Source organism: Escherichia sp. MOD1-EC6842 (assembly GCF_002965705.1).
GTDB lineage: Bacteria > Pseudomonadota > Gammaproteobacteria > Enterobacterales > Enterobacteriaceae > Escherichia > Escherichia ruysiae.
The window spans coordinates 127163-146817 of record NZ_PTRF01000012.1 but is presented as its reverse complement, the minus strand read 5'-3'; the positions used below and the strand labels follow the sequence as shown (position 1 = coordinate 146817).

The following is a 19655-nucleotide window of genomic DNA, read 5'->3' as shown; positions in this document are numbered from 1 at the left end:
TTTATCGTCTTGCGACGTTAAGAATCCGTATCTTCGAGTGCCCACACAGATTGTCTGATAAATTGTTAAAGAGCAGTGCCGCTTCGCTTTTTCTCAGCGGCGCGGGGTGTGCATAATACGCTTTCCCGCTACAGAGTCAAGCATTTTTTTGCTTTCTCTGCCAGGATTCTCAGGAGAACCCCGCTGACCCGGCGGCGTGTTTGCCGTTGTTCCGTGTCAGTGGTGGCGCATTATAGGGAGTTATTCTGAGCTGACAAGAGGAAATTTAAAATAATTTTCCGAATGAGCGTTTTTTCATCAAAACACTTGTTGGTGTGCCATAAAACAAGCAATTTGCCGTTTTTGCAACCGCAATCACACTTCCTGGTGGCATACTAAGGAGGAAAAAAAGAATAAGGAAGATGAGTATGCCATTAAGCGCACAACAGTTAGCTGCACAGAAAAACCTTTCGTATGTTCTGGCCGAGAAGCTGGCGCAACGGATCTTAAAAGGTGAATACGCACCCGGCACCATTCTGCCTGGTGAAATTGAGCTGGGTGAGCAATTTGGAGTGAGCCGTACTGCGGTACGCGAAGCGGTCAAGACGTTAACGGCAAAAGGAATGGTTTTGCCACGACCACGAATTGGTACGCGTGTCATGCCGCAATCCAACTGGAATTTTCTTGATCAAGAGTTGCTCTCCTGGTGGATGACAGAAGAGAACTTTCATCAAGTTATTGATCATTTTCTGGTTATGCGTATCTGTCTGGAGCCGCAAGCCTGCTTATTGGCAGCAACGGTGGGCACCGCAGAACAGAAGGCGCATCTCAATACACTGATGGCCGAAATGGTGTCGTTAAAAGAGCATTTCCGCCGGGAGCGTTGGATTGAGGTCGATATGGCCTGGCATGAACATATTTATGAAATGAGCGCCAATCCGTTTTTGACATCTTTCGCTTCACTATTTCATTCGGTTTATCACACTTACTTTACGTCAATAACCAGCGATACCGTGATAAAACTGGATCTACACCAGGCGATTGTCGATGCAATAATCCAAAGTGATGGCGACGCTGCATTTAAAGCTTGTCAGGCGCTGCTACGCTCCCCGGATAAGTAATATAACAAACGGATACAGTATGGCGGGTTTGCCGTGCATTGCGGCAATGGTCATCTTTATACGGACACTAAATCTCACCATCCTGAATACCACCTTATCCGCAATTGCTGCCATCATCAGTTATACGCTGACGGTGGCAATGCTTATTCCGGAGAATTATTACTGTTGCTTCAGTAGCAATATTCATGCTTCTGAAAGCAACTGATAGTAATAATTTGATTAAAAAAAGCGTAAATCTAAGCCGAGCCGCGCTCCATCAGTATCGGCGTAAGTTGTAGTCGTTGTTGCTGTAGATTTGGCTGTGCTATCCGGTGGATGAGTACATCAATCGCCAGCTCTCCCAGTTCATCTTTTGGTTGATGAATTGTAGTGAGCGGTGGCGTCATAAAGCTTGCCAGTTCGATATCGTCATAGCCAATCACCGCGATATCCTGCGGGACATATAACCCAGCCTGATATAGAGCCTGGTATACGCCAACTGCCATAGCGTCATTTCCAGTAAAGACTGCCTGGGGGCGCAGCGGATGCGATAACAATTGCTGCATCGCGTCAAACCCGCCGTTAAATTCAAAATCGCCAGTGACTTCATAACCATCAGGAACGTCAAGGCCAGCACGCTTCATTGCCGCCCGATAACCTTCCAGCCGCAAGCGCGCAGGCGTTTTATCCAACGGACCGGTAATACAGGCAATTCGGGTATAACCTTTGTCGATCAGATATTGCGTCGCTAAATCTCCGCCCAGCAACGAGTTATCCTGAATAAGATCGCTGTCGCCATCGAACGGCGCCCAGTCCATCATCACAGTAGGGATTGTTGGATAACGTTGCATTATTTCACGCGAAGGCTGGTGTGTTTCGGTGCACAGTAACAGCAAGCCATCAACGCGCTTTTGCATCAGCGTTTCCAGATTGCGATTCATTCGCTGCTCATCGCCTTCGGTATTACAAAGAACAAGGCTATAACCGCGTTCGAAGCAACTGCGTTCAACGCCACGCACCAGTTCGGAATAGAAAGGATTGGTACTGGCAGTAATCAACATGCCAATGGTTCGAGTCTGATTGAGCTTGAGGCTACGCGCCAGAGCTGATGGCGCGTAATTGAGTTCTTTAATCGCCGCTTCAACTTTGGCGGTAATCGCTTCGCTGACGAAGCGATCTTTATTGATGACGTGAGAAACGGTTGAGGTAGAAACGCCCGCCAGGCGGGCAACATCTTTCATTGTGGCCAAGCGTCACCTCTGCCTGTCTAAAAATGTTTCGATCTCTTCACGCCACGGTACTGACGGTTGTGCGCCTTTGCGCGTTACGGCAATCGCAGCGGCAGCATGAGCAAAACGAATCGCCTCAGGCAATGGTTTTTCTTCCAGCAACGCCGTGATTAACGCGCCGTTAAAAGTATCTCCGGCAGCAATGGTATCGACAGCCTGAACCCGGAATCCAGGAACGCGCTGACCTTCGCCATTCACGCTAGCCCACACGCCACGACTTCCTAAGGTAATCAGTACGGTACGGATACCTTTCTCATGCAGTACCTGCGCAGCCTTCGCCACATCTTCATCATTTTCAACACGAATACCGGTGAGCTTTTCTGCTTCAGTTTCGTTTGGCGTAATAATGTCCACCAGCGCCAGCAATTCATCAGGTAATTCGCGAGCCGGAGCGGGGTTAAGCGCGACGATAGTCTTATTTTGATGGGCGATTTTCGCCGCTGCCATCACACTTTCGAGTGGTGATTCCAGCTGCATTAATAATGCTGACGCGTTGGCAATACGCTCACGTTGCGCTTCCACCAGCGCAGGGGAAAGGGCAGCATTAGCGCCGGCATGAATACCAATGACATTCTCACCTTCGCCATTAACAAAAATCAGCGCCACACCTGTTGATTCGCCTTTGATCACGCTGACCGGAGAAATATCAATATTATCAGTGGCGAGCTGCTGGCAAACGCTCTCACCAATACTGTCATCTCCCGTGCAGGCAATAAACGCGATATTCGCGCCGCTACGCCCTGCTGCCACAGCCTGATTCGCGCCTTTACCGCCGAATGCGACTTGATAGTGGTTACCGGTTACTGTTTCGCCTGGAGTTGGAAAAGATTGAAGATTAAGAATGTGGTCAGCATTAATGCTGCCAAGAACAACGAGGCTGCCTGCGTTTTGCATATTCGGGATGTCCATAAAATGCGCCACCGTGTTAGGGTGGCGCGTGCCCTGCTTTTCTTTATATTACACGTTCATCTGTCGATGACGTATTTATGTCACCATCAGGTCATACAACCTGATTAAAACTACTGCTTAACAACCAGTTTCAGATCAACCGGATACTTAGCCTGAACTTTCTCGCCTTTCAGCACTTTATCAGCGGTTTCGACGCCTTTAGCGCCAATCTGATCGGGTAGCTGAGCGATAGTCGCTGCTAGTTTGCCATCATTCACCGCTTTTTCGCCATCCGGTGTACCGTCAAATCCGACGACCATCACATCCGATTTACCGGCAGTTTGCAGCGCGCGCAGTGCGCCCAGCGCCATTTCATCATTCTGCGCGAACACAGCCTGCACATCCGGGTGAGCGGTCAGCAGGTTCTGCATGACGTTCAAACCTTTGGTGCGATCGAAGTCTGCCGGCTGGCTAGCGAGAACGTTAAACTTGTGAGCAGCAACGGCCTGCTGGAAGCCTTCACCACGTTCACGAGCAGCGGATGTACCGGCAATGCCTTGCAGTTCGATAACTTTTGCACCTTCGCCAGCTTTCTTCGCGATGTAATCACCCGCAATTTTGCCTCCCAGTACGTTATCAGAAGCAATGTGGCTAACCACTTCACCTTTCGTTGCCTGGCGGTCAAGAGTGATAACCGGGATGTTCGCCTGGTTAGCCATCTTCACAGCATTACCCACTGCGTCGGAGTCCGTCGGGTTAATCAGCAGAATTTTGGTGCCGCGAACGGTTAAGTCCTGCACGTTTGCCAGCTCTTTCGCCGGGTTGTTCTGGGAGTCCAGCACCACCAGGTTATAGCCAAGTTTATCCGCCTCTTTCTGCGCGCCATCTTTCAGCGATACAAAGAACGGGTTGTTAAGTGTAGAAACCACCAGCGCGATGGTGTCTTTTGCCATCGCATTCGCACTGACGGTGGCGCTTAGCGCAACAGCGGAAACCAGGGTAGCCAGTTTTTTCATGTTCATATTCAAGATGTCCTGTAGTCGTTATTACTGTTTTTTGTTGTCTACCAGCACCGCCAGCAAAATCACCACCGCTTTGACGATCATCTGGTAATAGGAGGAAACACCTAACAAATTCAACCCATTATTAAGGAAGCCAAGAATTAATGCGCCGATCAACGTCCCAACAATGCGACCTTTTCCGCCCGCCAGGCTCGTACCGCCCAGAACAACCGCAGCAATAGCATCCAGCTCATAGCCAGTCCCCGCCGTGGGTTGCGCGGAGGAGAGGCGCGCCACTTCAATGATCCCGGCCAGCGATGCCAGCAGACCACAAAGAGAATAGACGATTATTTTGATTTTATTGACGTTGATACCAGAAAGGCGCGTTGCTGCTTCGTTACCACCCAGCGCGTAGATGTAACGTCCCAGACGCGTGTGATGCAGCATGTACCAGGCCGCGAGGAAAACAATCCCCATGATCCAGACTGGCGTCGGAACACCCAGCGGACGACCAATACCAAACCAGCCGAACAGATCGGCGTTCTCAGTAAATCCGGTATTCACCGGGCTACCGTTGGTGTAAACCATGGTCACGCCGCGCAGTAAAAGCATCATAACCAGCGTAGCGATGAACGCCTGGACGCGACCTTTCGCCACAATCACCCCGGTTACCGCGCCAATTGCCGCACCTAACGCGAGAGCGGCAGCGACAGCCACCAGCGCGTTGACTTCAATGCCGACAATAGATGCAGCAACTGCACCAGTCAGCGCCAACAGAGAACCGACCGACAGGTCGATGCCTGACGTCAGGATAACCAGCGTCATCCCGACCGCCATAATGGCGTTCACCGAGGTTTGCTGGAGAATATTGAACAAGTTATTGATGGTGAAAAAGTTCGGGCTTAACGTCGAGACAATCGCGATCAGCACCAGCAGAGCGATAAGCGATTTCTGTTCCATCAGCCACGCTTTCGTGAAATAACGGCGACCAGAGACAGTCTGGGTTGTCATTTTTTTACTCCTGATTCACGCGATTAAGCTTGCCCACAGCGGCAGCCATTAACACTTCCTGAGTGGCCTGCTCTCGAGTAAATTCCCCGCTGAGATGCCCTTCATGCATGACGATAATGCGATCGCTCATGCCTAATACTTCTGGCATTTCCGATGACACCAGAATGATGCTCAAACCATCGGCTTTGAACTGGTTAATCAGTTGATAGATCTCTTTTTTCGCGCCGACATCTACGCCACGGGTAGGCTCATCAAGGATCAACACTTTAGGACGCGTCATCAGGCCACGGGCAATCGCCACTTTTTGCTGATTTCCCCCAGAAAGCAGGCCAATTGCCTGTTCCATCGACGGCGTCTTGACGTTGAACAGACGGATAAAATCACTGACCGCCTGCTGCTCATCCGCATGTTTCAGGCTACCACCTGTGCGACTGAAGTAGCGTAGCGCGGTCAGTGACATGTTCTCTTTTACTGACATGCCCAACACTAAACCGTCGCGTTTACGGTCTTCAGAGATATACACAATGCCGTTTGCCAGGCCATCCTGCGGCGAACGGGTAACGACCTCATGCCCATCCAGGGTGACGTAACCGCTGGTGCGCGGCAGGGCGCCATAGAGCACTTTCATCAGTTCGGTACGACCTGCGCCCATCAAACCAGAGACGCCAAGAATTTCGCCTTTGCGTAAAGCAAAAGAGACATCGTTAACGCCAGGTCCGCAGAGATTATCGACTTTCAGTAAGACGTCTCCCGGCGCTTTGTCCAGGTGTGGATACTGATCTTCCAGCTTACGTCCCACCATCATCTCAATCAGCGAATCTTCAGTCAGTGACGCTACTTCGCGCTCGGCAATAAATTGCCCATCACGAAAAACGGTAACGTCATCGCAAATCTCGAAGATTTCTTTCATACGGTGGGAAATATAGACAATGCCGCGCCCCTGCGATTTCAGTTCGCGGATAACGCGGAACAGGGATTCTGTTTCTGTATCGGTCAGCGCATCGGTCGGTTCATCCATAATGATGACTTTCGACTCAAAGCTCAGCACTTTGGCAATTTCCACCATCTGCTGGTCGCCAATAGAAAGATCGCCCACCAGCTTGTCGCTTTTAAACCGCAGGTTAAGTTTGGCTAAGAGTTTATCCGCTTCGGCATACATGGTTTTCCAGTCAATTTTGCCAAAGCGATTTACAAACTCACGACCGAGGAAAATGTTTTCTGCAATGGTCAACTGCGGGATCAGGTTCAGTTCCTGGTGGATAATCCCAATCCCGGCTTCCTGGGAGGATTTCGGCCCGGTAAAAGTAGTCTCTTTACCCAACCATAAAAGCGTACCAGCATCACGGGTATAGATACCGGTCAGCACTTTCATCATGGTGGATTTACCCGCACCATTTTCGCCTACCAGCGCCATCACACGACCTGGATAGACATTTAACGCGGCTCCCGAGAGAGCTTTTACGCCCGGAAACGCTTTATCGATACCTTTAAGCTGTAGTAATGCTTCCATGGCGGCCTCAGAACGTCACGCCAGCACAGAGAATGATATTCGCATACGGAGAACATTCTCCGCTGCGAATTACCGCCTGACTTTCTGCGGTTTGTTGTTTGAATTGTTCATGCGTGGTGTAACGAATTTCAATAGTGTTTCCCTGGTGTTTTTGCAGCTGCTCAAGGTGAGTGAGCAACGTTTCGTGGAGTTGCGGATTATGTTGTTTGATCTCTTCCGCGATAATGGCTGCCTCGACCTGCATTTCACTTGTGACGACGCCCAGCACCTGCATAAAAGAAGGTACACCCTGGGTTAATGCCATATCGATACGCGTTGTACTTTTGGGGATGGGTAAACCAGCATCACACACCACCAGCGTATCGGTATGCCCCAGGCAGGAGATCACCGACGAAATATCAGAATTAAGAACGGCGCCTTTTTTCATTTTTTTCTCCATCAGCGAAACGTTTCGCTGACCCGCAGTTTAATCCCGACTGATTAAGGAAAACCATCACGACGTTACTGAAATGTGATCAACATCGAAACGTTTTACATCGTGAGTAACCATGAAAAAAAACGCCCCCTTATGGAGAAAGGAGGCGTCTGGCGTTAGATTTCGACCTGAGTACCCAATTCGATAACCCGGTTTGGTGGGATTTCAAACTGATCCGGCGCGCGCAGCGCATTACGTTGCAACAGCAAGTACAGCTTGCCGCGCAGACGCAAATACCACGGGCGTTTGCCAAGGATCAGTGATTCATGCGACATAAAGAAGGAGGTTTCCATCATCCGGCAACTTAATCCTTCCAGACCGCAGCGGTGGAAAACTTCTTCCACGTTTGGCGTTTCTCGCCAACCATAACTTGCCACCACCCGCCAGAAAGTGGGCGACAATTGTTCAATCTGTACCCGACGGACGTTATGGACATATGGCGCGTCTTCAGTACGCAGAGTTAACAGAATAACCCGCTCATGCAACACCTTGTTATGTTTAAGGTTATGCATCAGCGCAAAGGGAATGACATTAATTGCACGCGACATATACACAGCGGTTCCGGGAACGCGAACAGGCGGTGATTTCTCCAGTGAAGCAATCATTGCTTCCAGAGAGTTACCATGTTCGTGCATCCGACGCAGCAGGCGGAAACGCTCGCTCTTCCAGGTCGTCATCACGATAAACATCACCGTGCCGAGGCTCAGAGGCAACCAGCCGCCGGAAAGCAGTTTATCGAGGTTAGCGGTAAACAGAGGGATATCGACACAAAGGAAAGCAATCAAAATCAGCGCAACAAAATACTTATTCCAGTGCCAGTTCTGACGCGCCACGGTGGTTGAAAGAATAGACGTCAGCACCATCGTTCCGGTCACCGCAATTCCATACGCCGCCGCCAGGTTGCTGGAGTGCTCAAAGCTGACAATGACAATCACGACTGCGACATAGAGCATCCAGTTCACAAACGGAATGTAGATTTGCCCTGACTCCATTTCAGAGGTGTGAATAATGCGCATCGGCGACAAGTATCCCAGACGTACCGCCTGACGCGTCAATGAGAAAACACCAGAAATAACCGCCTGCGAGGCAATCACCGTTGCCAGTGCGGCGATGATCAGTAGCGGGATCAGCGCCCAATCCGGAGCCAACAGGAAGAACGGGTTCTTAATCGCTTCCGGGTGTTTTAACAGCAGCGCCCCCTGCCCAAAGTAGTTAAGGGTCAAAGACGGCAATACGACGGTGAACCACGCCAGGCGAATAGGGAACTTACCAAAGTGCCCCATATCGGCATACAGCGCCTCGACACCGGTAATCGACAGCACCACCGCACCTAACGCAATAAAGGAAACGGTTTTATATTCAAGGAAGAAATGCACCGCCCACATTGGATTTAAAGCATGTAACACTTCAGGGTTGGCAATAATGCTACGTAACCCCAGCCCCGCCAGAATCAAAAACCAGGTCAGCATAATCGGCGCAAACAACTTACCGACCATGGCAGTGCCATGCTTTTGAATCATAAACAGTAAAGTGAGAACGATGATTGAGAGGGGAACTATCCAGGTATCCAGCTGAGGGGCGACGATTTCCAGACCTTCAATGGCTGACATCACCGAAATAGCGGGTGTTATGACAACTTCACCATAGAAGAAACTGCCGCCGATTAGCCCCATAATCACCAGCATTGATGTCGTTCGCGCCGACGTATTACGCCCGGCAAGCGACATCAATGTCAGTATGCCCCCTTCCCCGGCGTTATCTGCCCGCATCACGAAGGTGAGATATTTAATGGAAACCACAAAGATTAGCAGCCAGAAGATCAGCGATAAAAAGCCAAACACGGCATCGCGTTCAACGCCAAAACCAAACTGGCCGGACAAACATTCACGAAGTGTATATAACGGGCTGGTACCAATATCGCCGTAGACAACTCCAATCGCCGCGAGGGTAATCGCGGGCAACGATTGCTTATTATCAGTGCTCATAGACTAGTCTTTCGTTGAAATATGAAATGTGTGCGTAGTCCCTTGGCCCACAAAAAAGCGCACAGTATGCACGATTAACGGCAAAATCGTACTCCTAAATGCGGCCACATTAACCTGGCTCAAAGAAAAATAGCCCTCCTTTGAGACTATTTTTGCCACCAGCAAGAAACGTCTATACTCGCAGTTTACGCAGAACTTTTGACGAAAGGACGCCACTTCATTATGGCTCACCCTCATTTATTAGCGGAAAGAATTTCCCGTCTAAGCAGTTCGCTTGAAAAAGGGCTTTATGAACGTAGCCACGCCATCCGCCTGTGTTTGTTAGCGGCATTAAGTGGTGAAAGCGTATTCCTGCTTGGCCCACCAGGTATTGCTAAAAGTTTAATCGCCCGGCGCTTAAAATTCGCCTTCCAGAATGCGCGCGCGTTTGAATATCTGATGACCCGCTTCTCCACACCGGAAGAAGTTTTTGGCCCCCTTTCTATTCAGGCGTTAAAAGATGAAGGCCGCTATGAGCGTTTAACCAGCGGCTACCTGCCGGAAGCGGAAATCGTCTTTCTTGATGAGATCTGGAAAGCCGGGCCAGCGATTCTTAATACCCTACTAACCGCTATTAATGAACGCCACTTCCGCAACGGCGCACATGTTGAAAAAATCCCTATGCGCCTGCTGGTGGCGGCCTCCAACGAACTGCCAGAAGCAGACAGCAGCCTGGAAGCGTTATATGACCGTATGCTGATTCGTCTGTGGTTAGATAAAGTGCAGGATAAAACGAATTTTCGCTCCATGCTGACCAGCCAACAGGATGAAAACGACAATCCCGTTCCACCATCCTTGCAGGTCACGGATGAAGAATACGAACGCTGGCAGAAAGAGATTGGTGAAATTACGCTGCCCGATCATGTATTTGAGCTGATTTTTATGCTGCGCCAGCAACTGGATAAATTACCGGATGCGCCTTATGTCTCTGACCGTCGCTGGAAAAAAGCGATCCGCTTATTGCAGGCCAGCGCCTTTTTTAGCGGTCGCAGCGCGGTTGTCCCGATTGATCTCATCTTGCTGAAAGATTGCCTGTGGTACGACGCCCAAAGTCTGAATTTAATTCAACAACAAATTGACGTATTGATGACCAGTCATGCGTGGCAGCAACAGGAAATGCTGACGCGACTGAGTGCAATTGTGCAGCGTCGCCTGCAACTCCAACAGCAACAAAGCGATAAAACGGCCTTTACGGTGATTCGTCAGGGTGGCATGTTCAGCCGTCGCCCACAGTATCAACTTCCTGCCGACGTTGCTGCTTCCACGCTGACCCTGTTGCTGCAAAAACCATTAAAATTGCATGATATGGAAGTTGTTCATATCGCTTTTGAGCGTAGCGCACTGGAACAGTGGCTGAATAAAGGTGGTGAAATTCGCGGCAAACTGAACGGTATCGGCTTTGCCCAGAAACTGAATCTGGAAGTTGATAGCGCCCAACATCTGGTTGTACGCGATGTGAGTTTACAAGGCAGTACGCTGGCGCTTCCCGGTTCATCGGCTGAAGGTCTGCCTGGTGAAATAAAACAACAACTGGAAGAGCTTGAAAGCGACTGGCGCAAGCAACACGCCTTATTCAGCGAACAGCAAAAATGTCTGTTTATCCATAGCGACTGGTTAGGTCGCATTGAAGCCAGCCTACAGGATGTCGGCACCCAGATTCGCCAGGCGCAACAATGCTAACACTGGATACGCTCAATGTGATGCTGGCCGTCAGCGAAGAGGGATTGATCGAAGAGATGATCATCGCTCTGTTGGCCTCACCGCAGTTGGCTGTCTTCTTTGAAAAATTCCCACGACTGAAGGCGGCAATCACTGATGATATTCCCCGCTGGCGTGAGGCGCTGCGCAGTCGGCTGAAAGATGCCCGAGTCCCGCAGGAGTTCACGGAAGAGGTCATGTGCTATCAGCAAAGCCAGCTTCTTTCCACGCCGCAATTTATTGTGCAACTACCGCAGATACTGGACTTACTGCATCGACTGAATTCCCCGTGGGCCGAACAAGCCCAGCAGTTGGTTGATGCCAACGGCACGATCACTCCGGCATTACACACGCTTTTTCTCCAGCGTTGGCGCTTAAGTCTGATAGTGCAAGCGACGACGTTAAATCAACAGTTATTAGAAGAAGAACGCGAACAACTGTTGAGTGAAGTTCAGGAACGCATGACGCTAAGTGGGCAGCTTGAACCGATTCTGGCAGAAAACAACACCGCAGCCGGTCGTCTGTGGGATATGAGCGCCGGTCAGCTTAAACGTGGCGACTATCAGTTAATTGTAAAATACGGTGAATTTCTTAACGAACAGCCGGAACTGAAGCGCCTGGCGGAACAGCTCGGGCGTTCGCGGGAAGCCAAATCGATACCACGCAACGATGCGCAGATGGAAACCTTCCGCACTATGGTGCGCGAACCGGCGACCGTTCCTGAGCAGGTTGATGGTCTGCAACAAAGCGATGATATTTTACGCCTTCTGCCGCCGGAACTGGCTACGCTTGGGATAACTGAACTGGAGTATGAGTTTTACCGTCGGCTGGTGGAAAAGCAGTTGCTTACCTATCGTCTGCACGGTGAATCGTGGCGTGAAAAAGTGATCGAACGCCCGGTGGTACATAAAGATTACGACGAACAGCCGCGCGGGCCGTTTATTGTCTGCGTGGATACTTCCGGCTCAATGGGCGGCTTTAATGAACAGTGTGCGAAAGCATTCTGCCTGGCATTGATGCGCATTGCCCTCGCTGAAAACCGGCGCTGCTTTATTATGTTATTTTCCACCGAGATTGTCCGTTATGAGCTTTCAGGCTCACAAGGCATCGAACAAGCGATTCGCTTTTTAAGCCAGCAGTTTCGTGGCGGCACCGATCTTGCCAGTTGTTTTCGCGCCATTATGGAACGCTTGCAAAGCCGGGAATGGTTTGACGCCGATGCGGTGGTGATTTCTGATTTTATCGCCCAGCGGTTGCCTGACGACGTGACGAGTAAAGTGAAAGAGTTGCAGCGGGTACATCAGCATCGCTTTCATGCCGTGGCGATGTCGGCACACGGCAAACCCGGCATCATGCGCATTTTCGATCATATCTGGCGTTTTGATACCGGGATGCGAAGCCGCCTGCTCAGACGCTGGCGGCGATAAATTATTACAGCAGAGAAGGGACGCTCTCACGAACTGCCGCTGGCCAAACGCCACACTGAACCTGGCCGATATGCGGCAGTTGCAGCAGTAGCATGGTCAAACGAGACTGGCCGATACCGCCGCCGATAGTCTGCGGCATTTCACCGCGCAGCAGCGCCTGATGCCACTCTAGTTGCAGACGATCTTCATCACCAGTTAGCGCCAGTTGGTGCTTCAGCGTGTCAGCATCTACGCGAATCCCCATTGAAGAAAGTTCAAACGCATCTTCCAGCACCGGGTTCCACACCAGAATATCGCCGTTCAGACCCGCATGGCCCAGTTCTGACGGGGTGCTCCAGTCATCATAATCCGGTGCGCGCACGTCGTGACGATGACCATCACTCAACTTGCCGCCAATCCCGACAAGGAATACCGCGCCAAGATCTTTCGCAATCGCCCGCTCACGCCCTTTGGCATCGAGATCCGGATAACGAGACAGTAATTCCTGGCTGTGTACGAAGTGGATCTGATCCGGCAGGAACGGTGCCAGGCCAAACTCTTCGCTAACCGCAGCTTCGGTTGCTTTAATTCCCGCCCAGATCGCCTCTACCGTGCTTTTCAGAGTCGAGAATTGACGCTCGCCGTCGCCCATTACGCGTTCCCAGTCCCACTGGTCTACATAGACCGAGTGCAACGGAGAAAGACGGTCTTCATCGGGGCGAAGGGCTTTCATGTGCGTGTACAGCCCTTCGCCCACGCTGAAGTCGTGTTGCCCTAACGTCTGACGTTTCCACTTCGCCAGTGAATGAACCACTTCGAACTGGGCATCAGGCAGAGCTTTCACTTTTACCTGTACCGCTTTTTCACAGCCCGACAAGTTATCCTGCGTGCCATCCCCCACACGACTAAGGATTGGCGCCTGGACTTCAATCAGCCCTAAGCGTTCTTCCAGTTGACGAGAAAAGTGAGATTTCACGAAGCTAATTTGACGTTGTTTGGCAATGTAAGCGGTTTTCATTTTTTATACTCCTGCGTCCTGTTGCGTATGATTAAGCAACAAAAACCAGCACACATGCAATAATCATTCAATAAAAAGCCTTACTCACTTTTGATTCATTAAAAAAGAAGACTAAAATAGAATGAATCATCAATATGAATAAGAAAATCCTATGGAAAATTATCTGATCGACAATCTGGACCGTGGCATCCTGGAAGCATTAATGGGCAATGCGCGCACCGCTTACGCTGAACTGGCGAAACAATTTGGCGTCAGCCCGGGGACGATTCACGTTCGTGTAGAGAAAATGAAGCAGGCGGGGATCATTACCGGTGCGCGTATCGACGTCAGCCCGAAGCAGCTTGGTTATGACGTAGGCTGCTTTATCGGCATTATATTAAAGAGCGCCAAAGACTACCCTTCCGCGCTGGCAAAGCTGGAAAGCCTTGATGAAGTTACTGAAGCCTATTACACAACCGGCCACTACAGCATCTTTATAAAAGTGATGTGCCGTTCGATCGATGCTCTCCAGCATGTACTTATCAACAAGATCCAAACAATTGATGAAATTCAGTCCACCGAAACACTGATCGTCCTGCAGAACCCGATCATGCGTACCATCAAGCCATGATCAGCTTTTTTAATCCCATACTTTTCCACAGGTAGATCCCAGCGCGTTCACAGCGTACAATACGCCACTCTTAATAAAGGTGGCGGTTTATGGCAGATATCACTCTTATCAGCGGCAGCACCCTGGGCGGTGCCGAATATGTAGCAGAACACCTGGCAGAAAAGCTGGAAGAGGCGGGTTTTACCACCGAAACGCTGCATGGTCCGTTGTTAGAAGATTTATCTGCCTCCGGGATCTGGCTGATTATCAGTTCTACCCACGGTGCCGGAGATATTCCGGACAACCTTTCTCCTTTCTATGAAGCGTTGCTGGAACAAAAACCCGATCTTTCTGCGGTACGCTTTGGCGCAATCGGTATTGGCAGTCGTGAATACGACACTTTTTGTGGTGCGATCGATAAACTCGAGGCAGAACTCAAAAATTCCGGTGCGAAACAGATGGGCGAAACACTGAAGATCAACATCCTTGATCACGACATTCCGGAAGATCCGGCAGAAGAATGGCTGGGATCGTGGATTAATTTACTCAAATAAGTATACAGATCGTGCGATCTACTGTGGATAACTCTGTCAGGAAGCTTGGATCAACCGGTAGTTATCCAAAGAACAACTGTTGTTCAGTTTTTGAGTTGTGCATAACCCCTCATTCTGATCCCAGCTTATACGGTCCAAGATCACCGATCATTCACAGTTAATGATCCTTTCCAGGTTGTTGATCTTAAAAGTCGGATCCTTGTTATCCACAGGGCAGTGCGATCCTAATAAGAGATCACAATAGAACAGATCTCTAAATAAAAAGATCTTCTTTTTAATACCCAGGATCCCAGGTCTTTCTCAAGCAGGCAAAGTTGAGTAGAATCCACGGCCCGGGCTTCAATCCATTTTCATACCGCGTTATGCGAGGCAATCACCATGTTTTATCCGGATCCTTTTGACGTCATCATCATTGGCGGGGGTCATGCAGGCACCGAGGCCGCGATGGCTGCGGCGCGTATGGGTCAACAGACTCTGCTTTTGACACACAATATCGACACTCTGGGACAGATGAGCTGCAACCCGGCAATCGGCGGTATTGGGAAGGGACATCTGGTAAAAGAAGTGGATGCACTCGGCGGTCTGATGGCAAAAGCGATCGACCAGGCGGGTATCCAGTTTAGGATACTAAACGCCAGCAAAGGACCGGCGGTTCGTGCAACCCGAGCACAGGCGGATCGTGTGCTGTACCGTCAGGCGGTACGCACTGCACTTGAGAATCAACCAAACCTGATGATCTTCCAGCAGGCGGTTGAGGATCTTATTGTCGAAAATGATCGCGTGGTCGGTGCTGTCACCCAAATGGGGTTGAAATTCCGTGCTAAGGCTGTCGTGCTCACTGTAGGCACTTTCCTTGACGGCAAGATTCATATCGGTCTGGATAATTACAGCGGTGGTCGTGCTGGAGATCCGCCTTCCATTCCGCTTTCTCGCCGTTTGCGTGAACTGCCACTGCGCGTTGGTCGTCTGAAAACAGGGACGCCGCCGCGTATTGACGCCCGCACCATCAATTTCAGTGTGCTGGCGCAACAGCATGGCGATAACCCAATGCCGGTGTTCTCGTTTATGGGCAACGCAGCGCAGCATCCACTGCAGGTGCCGTGCTATATCACCCATACCAACGAGAAAACTCATGACGTGATCCGCAGTAACCTCGATCGTAGTCCAATGTATGCCGGAGTGATTGAAGGTGTTGGCCCACGCTACTGTCCGTCGATCGAAGACAAAGTCATGCGCTTCGCCGACAGAAATCAGCATCAGATCTTCCTTGAACCGGAAGGGCTGACGTCTAACGAAATTTATCCGAACGGTATCTCCACCAGCCTGCCGTTCGATGTGCAGATGCAAATCGTCCGCTCCATGCAGGGGATGGAAAACGCGAAGATCGTGCGTCCGGGTTATGCCATTGAGTATGACTTCTTCGATCCTCGCGACCTGAAACCGACGCTGGAGAGCAAGTTTATCCAGGGGCTGTTCTTTGCTGGTCAGATTAACGGCACTACCGGTTACGAAGAAGCCGCTGCGCAAGGTTTGCTGGCCGGTCTTAACGCCGCTCGACTGTCTGCCGACAAAGAAGGCTGGGCGCCTGCACGTTCCCAGGCTTACCTTGGCGTACTGGTCGATGACCTGTGCACTTTAGGAACCAAAGAACCGTATCGTATGTTTACCTCGCGCGCAGAATATCGTCTGATGCTGCGCGAAGATAATGCGGATCTGCGTTTGACTGAAATCGGTCGTGAACTGGGCCTGGTGGATGACGAACGTTGGGCGCGCTTTAACGAGAAACTTGAGAATATCGAGCGTGAGCGTCAGCGTCTGAAATCGACCTGGGTAACGCCGTCAGCGGACGTTGCAGCCGAAGTGAATGCTCACCTGACTGCGCCGCTTTCCCGTGAAGCCAGTGGTGAAGATCTGCTGCGTCGTCCGGAAATGACTTATGAAAAATTAACCACGCTGACGCCGTTTGCCCCTGCGTTGACAGACGAACAGGCGGCGGAACAGGTTGAGATTCAGGTTAAATACGAAGGTTATATTGCGCGCCAGCAAGATGAGATCGAAAAGCAGCTGCGTAACGAGAATACCTTGCTGCCTGCGACGCTGGATTACCGCCAGGTATCCGGTCTTTCTAACGAAGTGATCGCCAAACTCAACGATCACAAACCGGCCTCTATCGGTCAGGCTTCGCGTATTTCTGGCGTCACGCCTGCGGCTATCTCCATTCTTCTGGTATGGCTGAAAAAACAAGGTATGCTGCGTCGTAGCGCATAACGCATTAAAAATGCCTGGTAAGCACCTGCTTACCAGGCAACGTATCAAGAACAGGTAATCACCGTGCTCAACAAACTCTCCTCACTGCTGAAAGACGCAGGAATTTCGCTTACCGATCACCAGAAAAATCAGCTTATTGCCTACGTAAATATGCTGCACAAATGGAACAAGGCGTACAACCTGACTTCGGTGCGCGATCCTAATGAGATGCTGGTACGCCATATTCTGGACAGCATTGTCGTCGCACCTTATCTGCAAGGTGAACGTTTTATTGATGTCGGCACCGGCCCGGGTCTGCCCGGCATTCCTCTATCTATCGTACGCCCTGACGCCCACTTCACACTACTGGATAGCCTCGGTAAACGCGTGCGTTTCCTGCGCCAGGTTCAACATGAATTGAAACTTGAGAACATTGAGCCGGTACAGAGTAGGGTAGAGGAGTTTCCGTCAGAGCCACCGTTTGATGGTGTAATTAGCCGTGCTTTTGCCTCTCTGAACGATATGGTGAGCTGGTGTCATCATCTTCCTGGCGAGCAAGGCCGTTTCTATGCGCTGAAAGGACAAATGCCGGAAGATGAAATAGCCCTATTGCCCGCAGAATATCAGGTTGAATCAGTGGTTAAACTTCAGGTTCCTGCTCTGGATGGCGAACGCCATTTGGTTGTGATTAAAGCAAATAAAATTTAATTTTTATCAAAAAAATCATAAAAAATTTATCGGTTTGACTGTTAACAACGACCAGGTTTTTTACTGATATAACTGGTTACATTTAACGCCACGTTTACCATTTCGCATCAATGAACTAACGTGGCTTTTTTGGGTAAGCAGAAAATAAGTCATCGGTGAAAATATCAGTCTGCTAAAAATCGGCGCTAAGAACCATAATTTGCTGTTAAAATTTTATTAAGAATGTCAATGTCTGGTTTTTGTTGTGTAAATGCTATTTATGAAAACAGTATCTGTTTTTAGACTGAAATATCAGAAACTTGCAATGGCATCATTTGCCAAGTAAATAAATATGCTGTGCGCGAACATGCTCAATCTGTGATCTGAAGCACGCTTTACCACCAGTGTTTACGCGTTATTTACAGTTTTTCATGATCTGGCATGGTTAGCAGAAAAGTCGCAATTGTATGCACTGGAAAAATATTTAAACATTTATTCACCTTTTGGCTACTTATTGTTTGAAATCACGGGGGCGCACCGTATAATTTGACCGCTTTTTGATGCTTGACTCTAAGCCTTAAAGAAAGTTTTATACGACACGCGGCATACCTCGAAGGGAGCAGGAGTGAAAAACGTGATGTCTGTGTCGCTCGTGAGTCGAAACGTTGCTCGGAAGCTTCTGCTCGTTCAGTTACTGGTGGTGATAGCAAGTGGATTGCTGTTCAGCCTCAAAGACCCCTTCTGGGGCGTCTCTGCATTAAGCGGAGGCCTGGCAGTCTTTCTGCCTAACGTTTTGTTTATGATATTTGCCTGGCGTCACCAGGCGCATACACCAGCGAAAGGCCGGGTGGCCTGGACATTCGCATTTGGCGAAGCTTTCAAAGTTCTGGCGATGTTGGTGTTACTGGTGGTGGCGTTGGCGGTTTTAAAGGCGGTATTCTTGCCGCTGATCGTTACGTGGGTTTTGGTGCTGGTGGTTCAGATACTGGCACCGGCTGTAATTAACAACAAAGGGTAAAAGGCATCATGGCTTCAGAAAATATGACGCCGCAGGATTACATAGGACACCACCTGAATAACCTTCAGCTGGACCTGCGTACATTCTCGCTGGTGGATCCACAAAACCCCCCAGCCACCTTCTGGACAATCAATATTGACTCCATGTTCTTCTCGGTGGTGCTGGGTCTGTTGTTCCTGCTTATGTTCCGTAGCGTCGCCAAAAAGGCGACCAGCGGCGTACCAGGTAAGTTTCAGACCGCGATTGAGCTGGTAATCGGCTTTGTTAATGGTAGCGTGAAAGACATGTACCATGGCAAAAGCAAGCTGATTGCACCGCTGGCCCTGACGATCTTCGTTTGGGTATTCCTGATGAACCTGATGGACTTACTGCCTATCGATCTGCTGCCGTATATCGCAGAACACTGGATCGGTTTGCCTGCACTGCGTGTGGTTCCGTCTGCGGACGTGAACGTAACGCTGTCTATGGCTCTGGGCGTATTTATCCTGATTCTGTTCTACAGCATCAAAATGAAAGGCATCGGCGGCTTCACGAAAGAGTTGACGCTGCAGCCGTTCAATCACTGGGCGTTCATTCCTGTCAACTTAATCCTTGAAGGGGTAAGCCTGCTGTCCAAACCAGTTTCACTCGGTTTGCGACTGTTCGGTAACATGTACGCCGGTGAGCTGATTTTCATTCTGATTGCTGGTCTGTTGCCGTGGTGGTCACAGTGGATCCTGAATGTGCCGTGGGCCATTTTCCACATCCTGATCATTACGCTGCAAGCCTTCATCTTCATGGTTCTGACGATCGTCTATCTGTCGATGGCGTCTGAAGAACATTAATTTACCAACACTACTACGTTTTAACTGAAACAAACTGGAGACTGTCATGGAAAACCTGAATATGGATCTGCTGTACATGGCTGCCGCTGTGATGATGGGTCTGGCGGCAATCGGTGCTGCGATCGGTATCGGCATCCTCGGGGGTAAATTCCTGGAAGGCGCAGCGCGTCAACCTGATCTGATTCCTCTGCTGCGTACTCAGTTCTTTATCGTTATGGGTCTGGTGGATGCTATCCCGATGATCGCTGTAGGTCTGGGTCTGTACGTGATGTTCGCTGTCGCGTAGTAAGCGTTGCTTTTATTTAAAGAGCAATATCAGAACGTTAACTAAATAGAG

Annotated in this window: 18 protein-coding genes and 1 pseudogene; 11 read left to right on the top strand and 8 right to left on the bottom strand. The window is 50.0% G+C overall.

The features are described 5' to 3' along the window. The first annotated feature begins 407 nt into the window (after window positions 1-407). Window positions 408-1100: a FadR/GntR family transcriptional regulator gene (locus A7Z29_RS15735; RefSeq protein ID WP_001131152.1), complete on the top strand. Its 693-nt coding sequence runs from the start codon at window positions 408-410 to the stop codon at window positions 1098-1100. Window positions 1101-1119: 19 nt separating this feature from the next. Next, a pseudogene (locus A7Z29_RS15730) lies at window positions 1120-1251 on the top strand (hypothetical protein); the annotation flags it as partial. An 85-nt stretch (window positions 1252-1336) separates the two neighbouring features. On the opposite strand, the gene rbsR reads toward A7Z29_RS15730, so the two are convergent. From rbsR to kup, 7 genes are all read right to left on the bottom strand, one after another. Continuing rightward, window positions 1337-2329, bottom strand: a complete 993-nt coding sequence (gene rbsR, locus A7Z29_RS15725) for a ribose operon transcriptional repressor RbsR (RefSeq protein WP_000224480.1) — start codon at window positions 2327-2329, stop codon at window positions 1337-1339. A gap of 3 nt (window positions 2330-2332) precedes the next feature. Continuing rightward, the gene (gene rbsK, locus A7Z29_RS15720; RefSeq protein ID WP_105290442.1) at window positions 2333-3262 is read right to left on the bottom strand and encodes a ribokinase; all 930 of its coding nucleotides are present in this window, start codon (window positions 3260-3262) and stop codon (window positions 2333-2335) included. A gap of 125 nt (window positions 3263-3387) precedes the next feature. Next, on the bottom strand, window positions 3388-4278 hold the full coding sequence (rbsB, locus tag A7Z29_RS15715; RefSeq protein WP_001056273.1) for a ribose ABC transporter substrate-binding protein RbsB: 891 nt from the start codon (window positions 4276-4278) through the stop codon (window positions 3388-3390). A 24-nt stretch (window positions 4279-4302) separates the two neighbouring features. Beyond that, window positions 4303-5268 (bottom strand): ribose ABC transporter permease, encoded by a 966-nt coding sequence (gene rbsC, locus A7Z29_RS15710; protein WP_000211858.1) that lies wholly within the window; start codon window positions 5266-5268, stop codon window positions 4303-4305. Window positions 5269-5272: 4 nt separating this feature from the next. After that, a complete protein-coding gene (gene rbsA / locus A7Z29_RS15705) occupies window positions 5273-6778 on the bottom strand; it encodes a ribose ABC transporter ATP-binding protein RbsA (RefSeq protein ID WP_000387776.1) in 1506 nt (501 codons plus the stop codon). Window positions 6779-6785: 7 nt separating this feature from the next. Further along, window positions 6786-7205: a D-ribose pyranase gene (gene rbsD, locus A7Z29_RS15700; RefSeq protein WP_032226881.1), complete on the bottom strand. Its 420-nt coding sequence runs from the start codon at window positions 7203-7205 to the stop codon at window positions 6786-6788. A 164-nt stretch (window positions 7206-7369) separates the two neighbouring features. Beyond that, window positions 7370-9238: a low affinity potassium transporter Kup gene (gene kup / locus A7Z29_RS15695; RefSeq protein WP_000102310.1), complete on the bottom strand. Its 1869-nt coding sequence runs from the start codon at window positions 9236-9238 to the stop codon at window positions 7370-7372. A gap of 222 nt (window positions 9239-9460) precedes the next feature. On the opposite strand from kup, the gene ravA reads away from it, so the two are divergent. Then, window positions 9461-10957, top strand: coding sequence for an ATPase RavA (gene ravA, locus A7Z29_RS15690; protein WP_105280947.1), 1497 nt, complete (start codon window positions 9461-9463; stop codon window positions 10955-10957). Then, window positions 10951-12402 (top strand): ATPase RavA stimulator ViaA, encoded by a 1452-nt coding sequence (viaA, locus tag A7Z29_RS15685; RefSeq protein WP_105290440.1) that lies wholly within the window; start codon window positions 10951-10953, stop codon window positions 12400-12402. The genes ravA and viaA overlap by 7 nt, the downstream gene beginning before the upstream one ends. Before the next feature lie 4 nt (window positions 12403-12406). Here viaA and asnA read toward each other — a convergent pair whose 3' ends face one another. Continuing rightward, window positions 12407-13399, bottom strand: a complete 993-nt coding sequence (gene asnA / locus A7Z29_RS15680; RefSeq protein ID WP_000845136.1) for an aspartate--ammonia ligase — start codon at window positions 13397-13399, stop codon at window positions 12407-12409. A 151-nt stretch (window positions 13400-13550) separates the two neighbouring features. Here asnA and asnC point away from each other — a divergent pair, with 151 nt between their 5' ends. The 7 genes from asnC (at window position 13551) to atpE (ending at window position 19604) form a co-directional block, all read left to right on the top strand. Beyond that, window positions 13551-14009 (top strand): transcriptional regulator AsnC, encoded by a 459-nt coding sequence (gene asnC / locus A7Z29_RS15675; RefSeq protein ID WP_000432970.1) that lies wholly within the window; start codon window positions 13551-13553, stop codon window positions 14007-14009. Between the two features lie 89 nt (window positions 14010-14098). Continuing rightward, on the top strand, window positions 14099-14542 hold the full coding sequence (gene mioC / locus A7Z29_RS15670; protein WP_000763727.1) for an FMN-binding protein MioC: 444 nt from the start codon (window positions 14099-14101) through the stop codon (window positions 14540-14542). A 378-nt stretch (window positions 14543-14920) separates the two neighbouring features. Next, window positions 14921-16810 (top strand): tRNA uridine-5-carboxymethylaminomethyl(34) synthesis enzyme MnmG, encoded by a 1890-nt coding sequence (gene mnmG, locus A7Z29_RS15665; RefSeq protein ID WP_032226875.1) that lies wholly within the window; start codon window positions 14921-14923, stop codon window positions 16808-16810. A gap of 63 nt (window positions 16811-16873) precedes the next feature. Beyond that, entirely contained in the window at window positions 16874-17497 is a 624-nt protein-coding gene (gene rsmG, locus A7Z29_RS15660) for a 16S rRNA (guanine(527)-N(7))-methyltransferase RsmG (protein WP_000932852.1), read from the top strand. Between the two features lie 616 nt (window positions 17498-18113). Further along, the gene (atpI, locus tag A7Z29_RS15655) at window positions 18114-18494 is read left to right on the top strand and encodes a F0F1 ATP synthase subunit I (protein WP_000116699.1); all 381 of its coding nucleotides are present in this window, start codon (window positions 18114-18116) and stop codon (window positions 18492-18494) included. An 8-nt stretch (window positions 18495-18502) separates the two neighbouring features. Beyond that, the gene (atpB, locus tag A7Z29_RS15650) at window positions 18503-19318 is read left to right on the top strand and encodes a F0F1 ATP synthase subunit A (protein ID WP_000135622.1); all 816 of its coding nucleotides are present in this window, start codon (window positions 18503-18505) and stop codon (window positions 19316-19318) included. Between the two features lie 46 nt (window positions 19319-19364). After that, complete coding sequence (gene atpE, locus A7Z29_RS15645) at window positions 19365-19604, top strand: F0F1 ATP synthase subunit C (protein WP_000429386.1); 240 nt, start codon at window positions 19365-19367, stop codon at window positions 19602-19604. The last annotated feature ends 51 nt before the right edge of the window (window positions 19605-19655 follow it).

What these genes read in the sequence shown, in the direction of transcription:
- A7Z29_RS15735 (WP_001131152.1), top strand. Translation starts at nt 408, where the DNA reads ATGCCATTAAGCGCACAACAGTTAGCTGCACAGAAAAACCTTTCGTAT.
- rbsK (WP_105290442.1), bottom strand. Translation starts at nt 3,262, where the DNA reads ATGCAAAACGCAGGCAGCCTCGTTGTTCTTGGCAGCATTAATGCTGAC.
- rbsB (WP_001056273.1), bottom strand. Translation starts at nt 4,278, where the DNA reads ATGAACATGAAAAAACTGGCTACCCTGGTTTCCGCTGTTGCGCTAAGC.
- rbsC (WP_000211858.1), bottom strand. Translation starts at nt 5,268, where the DNA reads ATGACAACCCAGACTGTCTCTGGTCGCCGTTATTTCACGAAAGCGTGG.
- rbsA (WP_000387776.1), bottom strand. Translation starts at nt 6,778, where the DNA reads ATGGAAGCATTACTACAGCTTAAAGGTATCGATAAAGCGTTTCCGGGC.
- rbsD (WP_032226881.1), bottom strand. Translation starts at nt 7,205, where the DNA reads ATGAAAAAAGGCGCCGTTCTTAATTCTGATATTTCGTCGGTGATCTCC.
- kup (WP_000102310.1), bottom strand. Translation starts at nt 9,238, where the DNA reads ATGAGCACTGATAATAAGCAATCGTTGCCCGCGATTACCCTCGCGGCG.
- ravA (WP_105280947.1), top strand. Translation starts at nt 9,461, where the DNA reads ATGGCTCACCCTCATTTATTAGCGGAAAGAATTTCCCGTCTAAGCAGT.
- viaA (WP_105290440.1), top strand. Translation starts at nt 10,951, where the DNA reads ATGCTAACACTGGATACGCTCAATGTGATGCTGGCCGTCAGCGAAGAG.
- asnA (WP_000845136.1), bottom strand. Translation starts at nt 13,399, where the DNA reads ATGAAAACCGCTTACATTGCCAAACAACGTCAAATTAGCTTCGTGAAA.
- asnC (WP_000432970.1), top strand. Translation starts at nt 13,551, where the DNA reads ATGGAAAATTATCTGATCGACAATCTGGACCGTGGCATCCTGGAAGCA.
- mioC (WP_000763727.1), top strand. Translation starts at nt 14,099, where the DNA reads ATGGCAGATATCACTCTTATCAGCGGCAGCACCCTGGGCGGTGCCGAA.
- mnmG (WP_032226875.1), top strand. Translation starts at nt 14,921, where the DNA reads ATGTTTTATCCGGATCCTTTTGACGTCATCATCATTGGCGGGGGTCAT.
- atpI (WP_000116699.1), top strand. Translation starts at nt 18,114, where the DNA reads ATGTCTGTGTCGCTCGTGAGTCGAAACGTTGCTCGGAAGCTTCTGCTC.
- atpB (WP_000135622.1), top strand. Translation starts at nt 18,503, where the DNA reads ATGGCTTCAGAAAATATGACGCCGCAGGATTACATAGGACACCACCTG.
- atpE (WP_000429386.1), top strand. Translation starts at nt 19,365, where the DNA reads ATGGAAAACCTGAATATGGATCTGCTGTACATGGCTGCCGCTGTGATG.